The organism is Protofrankia sp. Cas3 (genome assembly GCF_963555955.1).
Taxonomy (GTDB): domain Bacteria; phylum Actinomycetota; class Actinomycetes; order Frankiales; family Frankiaceae; genus Protofrankia.
On the sequence record NZ_CAUVXP010000240.1, the window covers coordinates 1 to 6,137 of the forward strand.

Here is a 6,137-nt window from a genome sequence, read left to right on the forward strand (position 1 = left end):
GAGTGCACACCGGACTGCGCTTTTCAGCGTCCGCCCGGAGCGGTTGTCGCAACTTACCGTTCGGGTCTCGCCGAGTCAAACCGCGCCGGATCAACCGGCGGCCGCCTCACGATGCACCCCCGACCACCCTCGTAAGATGGCCGGACCGGGGAGGGGGGCCACCGTCGCGACTTGGCTTCGGTGTCTCCCGGCTTTCCGCCGGTAAGAGAAAACATACACGATGGACCGGCCGGATTTCATGATCGCAAGCACTTTGTAGAAATTTCTTTCCGTACCCAGACGGCTACGTATCGACACATCCCGGGGATCCGTCCGGCGCTGCGATGTCCGCCCGTGCTTGCGCCTCTCGGCGGCCCCGGCGCACGCGTAGCGCGCCCGACAGTAGGGACGCGGATGATCGCCGGTCCGGCTCGACATGCTCGCTGCAACACCGGCTCGCTGCGACACCGGCTCGCAGAGGGACCGGCTCGCAGAGGGACCGCGGGCCGGAGGAGGCGACGGCGGAGAACGGGGAACAACCAGGGCGACAGCGCAGCGGGATCGGGCGACGAGAGAGATGGTGAAGATCATGCGGGTGGACGGCCTGACGTCTTTTCACGAGGAGATCGAAGGAGTTGTCACGGAGGCGTCCCACGCACCGTCGATCCATGACACCCAGCCGTGGCACTGGCTGGTCGCAGACAGGCGCCTGGAGCTCTTCGCGGACCCGTCCCGACTGCTGGGCGCCGTCGACCCCGACGGCCGGCAACTACTGATCAGCTGTGGTGCCGCCCTGTATTACGCGCGGATCGCCCTGCGGCTGCGCGGGTTCGTCCCGGATGTCGTCGTCCTGCCCGGCGGACCGGGCTATGGCGGCCTCGACCGGGACCTCGCCGGCAAGGAGCCACTCGCGACCATCCGCATCAACGAAGCCAGGCCGCCTGACGCCTGGGAGCGGTCGCTGGGCACCGCAGTACACCTCGGACACGCGGGACACGCGGGACGCGGGCCGATCCAACCCACACCCGACCCGACCGGCGTCCTGGCAGCGCTCCAGGACGCTGCCGCGACCGAGGACGCCTGGCTGGCCACATTGGACGACACCGGCACCGACGATCACCTCGCGACGGACGCGCCATCCGCTCGGGCCGGCCAGGTGGACGGCCCGGTGGACGGCCAGGACTCCATCGTTGTGCTCGGCACCGCCGCCGACCGTCCGATCGACCGCATGGCAGCGGGTCAGGCGCTCGCGCGGGTTCTGCTGAGCGCCACGGCCCTCTCGGTGGCCGCGTGTCCCATCGGGCACGCCGAGGACATCGACGCGATCCGAGTCGCGCTGCGCGAGATCCTCCAGAGCACCGGAACCGTCCAGATGGTCATTCGCCTCGGCCTGCCGGCGGCCGGCGGTGTCCCGGCTGAGCCGGCCCCGCGCCGGCCACTCTCGGAAGTCCTCACGATCTCCGACTGACAGTGGATCTCAATAGGTACAGGTCGGGGCCGCGGCCGGGACGGGGGTGCTCGGATGCGCCGACGCGGCAGCGTCCCCGCCCGTGGTCGCGGCCGGTCCTGCGCCGGTCGGCTGGCCGCCCGCTGCGTCCGCGACGACCCCGGTGAACGATGATCCGACGATCAGTTCAAGGCGGGTCGCGGTCGGATCGCGCTGGAGCGTGGAGCCGGGCACGGCAGCCTGCAGGGTGCGCGCGGCGGTGTCCTGACCTGGGCCGTAGACAACCGTGGAACTCGTGTGGCTACGCAGGGATGCGTTGCCTTCGTTGGAGGCGCGGAAACCGTGCCTGGTCAGCGCGGTGGCGGCGCGGGACGAAAGCCCCGCGACCGTCGAACCGTTGTAGACCTCGACCGTGATCTGGTCTGCCGGCGTGACGGGGGTGGCGCCGCTCGCCCCGGATCCGGACACCGACGGCAGCGGCGACGGGGACACCTCGGTGCCACTGTCCGGGGGGCGCAGCGGCGAGACGATACGTTCGAGGTCGATCGGATCGTAGAGCTGGACGGCGCCGAGTCCGGGGAGCTCACCCGAGTCGCCGATGGCGCCTTCCGCGCGGGTCGGGGCATGGGTCGGCAAAGTCACTGTATGGATACTTCCCGTGGCCACATCCCGCATCCGAGTGGCCAGTCCCCGCAGGTCTGCGATGCCCGTATGACTGTCGAGGGTGAGCGCGGATGTCACCGATGACAGCAGCGCCTCAAGCTTGACCGGGCTGGTCAGCACCCCACTGGCCATTGCCTTGCGGAAGAGGGCGCCGATGAACTGCTGCTGGCGTCGGATGCGGTCGAGGTCCTGCTCGGGCAGCCCGTGTCGCTGCCGGACGAAGGCCAACGCCTGGCGGCCGTCCACCTGGACAGTCCCGGGACCGCCGAGGAACCCACTCATCGGGTCGTTGGTGTTTGTGCTGACCTTCCGCACGTTGTTGTCGTAGAAGACGTCCCGGTAGGTCGACGGAAGGACGCAGACAGCGACACCGCCGATCGCATCCGTGATGGCGCGGAAGCCCTCGAGGTCCATGGACACGTAATGGTCGATCCGGATGTCGGTGAGCCCCTCGACCATGTTGACCAGCAGAGATGGGCCACCGTCCGCGATCGCCGAGTTGAACTTGGCCCGGTGCGCGCCATGGCGGTGGCCGTTCGTGTCGGTGTACTCGGGAATGGTGACCAACGTGTCACGAGGGAAGGACACCATGGTGCTGGTGCCGTCCGCGGCGAGGTGGACGAGGATCGTGGTATCCGAGCGCTGGCCGGGCGCGTCGCCATAGGCGCCGCCGCTGCCGGCCCGACTGTCGGTACCCACCAGCAGGTAGTTCTCGACACCACGGGCCGGGGCAGCCGGCCGCTGGCCGGTGAGACCAAGATCCACTCTGGTGATTTTTCCGTTGAGATGGTTGTAGAGCACCCAACCACCAACGCTCGCCACCAGTACGACGACCGAGAGCAGCGCGAAAACCACCTGAAGCAACCCTGAGAAGACCTCGGAGGCACCCCGCGCAGGCGAGCCGCCCGGGGCTCGGACCCGCGGATTGAGGCTCGCCGGCAGCACGCCAGCACGTGTCACGCCATCACGGTTCACGGCATCGCCTGTCACGGCATCACCTGTCGCCACCGGCTGCCGCATCTCGCCCGATACCCACCTCTCAGCCCAGCATCCGCCCGATCCGAACCTGAGCGTATATAGACATCGAGACGGGCAGGGATGGGCGGCGGCTGGTTGGACGGGGTGACGGTGATGACCGGATGGATCATGCTGGGCTTCGTCATGCTGGGATTCACCCTGCTGGTGTGTGCGGTGGCGCTTTATGATCTCCTGCAGCGCCGGCACTCGATCCTTCGAACGTTCCCCGTCGTCGGGCACCTGCGCTTCCTGCTCGAAGACGTGGGGCCGGAGCTGCGCCAGTACATCGTCACCGGCAACGACGAGGAGCGGCCCTTCAGCCGCGACCAACGCCGCTGGGTGTACGCCACGGCCAAGCAGGACAACGCCAACACGGGCTTCGGCACCGCCAACGACCTGGAACTGTCGGCGAACTACCTCATCATCAAACCGGCGGCGTTCCCACTGCCGGGGCCCGCGGCCACGGACAACCTGTTGGCCTGCCAGAAGGTGCTCGGCGCGGCACGCGGTCGGCCGCATGCGTTGCGGCCACCATCGGTGGTGAACGTCTCGGGCATGAGTTTCGGTGCACTGAGCGCGCCGGCGACCACCGCACTGAACCAGGGCTGCGCCATGGCCGGCTGTCTGCACAACACCGGCGAGGGCGGGATATCCGAGCACCACCTGCACGGTGGTGATCTGATCTTCCAGATCGGCACCGGATACTTCGGCTGCCGCACTGTGGACGGCCGGTTCAGCCTTGAGCGCCTGGTCGACCTCGCCGCCAGGCACCCGATCCGCGCAGTCGAGATCAAGCTCAGTCAGGGCGCGAAACCCGGTCTGGGTGGGATCCTGCCGGCGGCGAAGGTCACCCCCGAAATCGCCCGCATCCGCGGGGTGAAGGCCGGCGAAGTCTGTTACAGCCCGTCGACCCACACGGCGTTCGGTGACGTCGACAGCATGCTCGACGTCGTCGAGGAGATCGCCGCGGCGACGGGGCTACCGGTCGGGATCAAGTCGGCTGTGGGTGAGGCGACATTCTGGGAGCAGCTCGCCCGGCAGATGGCGGCCACAGACCGCGGGGTCGACTTCATCACCGTCGACGGTGGTGAAGGTGGCAGCGGTGCGGCGCCGCTCGCCTTCAGCGACCATGTCGCACTCCCCTTCAAGATCGGCTTTAGTCGGGTCCACCGGGTTTTCGTGGAGGCCGGCCTGGACGACCGGATAGTCTTCGTCGGCTCGGCCAAACTCGGCTTCCCCGAGACCGCGCTGCTGGCCATGGCCATGGGCTGTGATCTGATCAACGTCGGCCGGGAGGCGATGCTGGCGCTGGGCTGTATCCAGGCGCAACGCTGCCATACCGACCGCTGCCCTACCGGAGTGGCCACCCAGTCCCGCTGGCTGACCCGCGGGCTGGACCCGCGGGACAAGTCGGCCCGCGTCGCCAACTACGTCCGTGGCCTACGGCATGAGCTGCTGCGGCTCGCGCACTCCTGCGCCGTCACCCATCCGGCGCTCGTCACGCTCGACAGTTTCGAGATCCTCGATGGGCACTTCGGCTCCCGACCCGCACGCGAGGTCTTCGGCGACAACGGCAAGCGGTGGACGTAGGCGTCTCCCGGGTCGGGTGCGCGCAATTCCGTGGTCGGACGTATCCTCAACGGTGGGTCGAGACGCCAACTGACGGGATCCATGCCGGTATTTCTTTTCCAGACACATGCATACCGCATAATTCTTCAGGACAACACTCGCCCGTCACCGCCCGTTAGTCGCGCCAGGTAGGCTGGTCACGGACTTCCGGCGCGGAGGGCTTAATGGAGTTTCGACATCTGGTATCCTTTCTGGCCATCGCGGATGAGCTGCACTTCGGACGGGCGGCGGGCAAGCTTCACCTCGCCCAGCCGTCGTTGAGTCAACACCTGCAACGCCTTGAACGCGAAGTCGGCGTCAAGCTGGTGGCCCGCACCTCCCACGAAGTCCGACTCACACCGGCGGGGGTCGCGTTTCAAGTCGAGGCAAAACGGATACTCGATCAGGCCGGCAAGGCCGTTCAGGCCGCCCGGGACGCAGCTGCCGGGCGCGCCGGTACGATCAACATCGGCTACAATTTCCCAGCCGGTAACCGCATACTGCAGCCAACCCTGATGCGACTGCACGCCACCCACCCTGGGCTGATTGCCCACCTGTGGGAACGACGCACAGGACCCCAGCTCAAGGGCCTGCTCAGCGGCGAGCTCGACGTCGGCTTCATATTCGGACTGCCGCCGACCAACGACCTTCGCTCCCGCGAAGTGCTGCGCCTACCGCTCGTAGCGGTGGTCGGCGAGCAGCACGACTGGGCCAGCCGCGAACAGGTTCCGTTCCGGGACCTGGAACACCAGGCATGTGTCCTGTTCAGTCGTACCCAGTCCCCGTCCATGTACGACACGATCATCACCACGGCCGAGCGGGCCAGGATCATCCTGCGGGTCGCCGCCGAGGTCGACGACCCGAGTGCGACCGCCCTCGTACTCAACACCCGCCCCCTGGTGGGGTTCGCCTCGCTCGACCGAGTCCGCGGGACCAAGGGCCCGGTCGCCGTGCCCCTCGTCGATCCCGTCCCGATGCTGTCGGTCCACGTCGTGTGGCGGCCGAACCGGACCAAGGTCGTCGACGCCCTGCTGGACACCCTGGACGAGGCCGGGCCGTTCCACTGACACTTCCCAGGACGTCTCCGGACAGGGCGGGAACACACCCATGACCCGGTCCGGAGTTGGGCCGTGGCCAGAAGCCGATGTCTCCATTGAGCATTCCGATCGTCCGGCCAGGTTGCCTTCTCGGGCCATCTGAGATAATTGAATCGGTGGCGCTTCGTATCCATCATCCGATGGGAGCGGTCGGGGTCACTTTTTTCGCGCCGTTTCGGGTCTAATCATCCTCAAGACTCACTCGTCCGGAGGTCGGTCATGTCCGCGCCAACGACCAACGATCAGTTGACCGCTGCACCGACACCGTCAACCACGGCATCCCTGACCGTCGTCAGAACGACACGGGAAGCCGAGAACATCAATTC

4 protein-coding genes are annotated in these 6,137 nt (G+C 67.4%); 3 read left to right on the forward strand and 1 reads right to left on the reverse strand.

What is annotated here, in order from left to right:
• The first annotated feature begins 568 nt into the window (after nucleotides 1-568).
• Nucleotides 569-1,447, forward strand: coding sequence for a hypothetical protein (locus tag U9983_RS26145; protein WP_322756561.1), 879 nt, complete (start codon nucleotides 569-571; stop codon nucleotides 1,445-1,447).
• A 9-nt stretch (nucleotides 1,448-1,456) separates the two neighbouring features.
• On the opposite strand, the gene U9983_RS26150 is transcribed toward U9983_RS26145, so the two are convergent.
• Nucleotides 1,457-3,049 carry an LCP family protein gene (locus U9983_RS26150; RefSeq protein WP_322756562.1) on the reverse strand — a complete coding sequence of 531 codons (1,593 nt, stop codon included), beginning with the start codon at nucleotides 3,047-3,049 and terminating at the stop codon, nucleotides 1,457-1,459.
• 171 nt (nucleotides 3,050-3,220) lie between these two features.
• On the opposite strand from U9983_RS26150, the gene U9983_RS26155 reads away from it, so the two are divergent.
• Nucleotides 3,221-4,696, forward strand: coding sequence for an FMN-binding glutamate synthase family protein (locus tag U9983_RS26155; protein ID WP_322756563.1), 1,476 nt, complete (start codon nucleotides 3,221-3,223; stop codon nucleotides 4,694-4,696).
• A gap of 203 nt (nucleotides 4,697-4,899) precedes the next feature.
• Nucleotides 4,900-5,781 carry a LysR family transcriptional regulator gene (locus U9983_RS26160; protein ID WP_322756564.1) on the forward strand — a complete coding sequence of 294 codons (882 nt, stop codon included), beginning with the start codon at nucleotides 4,900-4,902 and terminating at the stop codon, nucleotides 5,779-5,781.
• Nucleotides 5,782-6,137: the final 356 nt, after the last annotated feature.

Excerpts from the sequence above, each read along its gene's own strand:
- U9983_RS26155 (WP_322756563.1), top strand. The coding sequence starts at position 3,221 with ATGACCGGATGGATCATGCTGGGCTTCGTCATGCTGGGATTCACCCTG.
- U9983_RS26145 (WP_322756561.1), top strand. The coding sequence starts at position 569 with ATGCGGGTGGACGGCCTGACGTCTTTTCACGAGGAGATCGAAGGAGTT.
- U9983_RS26160 (WP_322756564.1), top strand. The coding sequence starts at position 4,900 with ATGGAGTTTCGACATCTGGTATCCTTTCTGGCCATCGCGGATGAGCTG.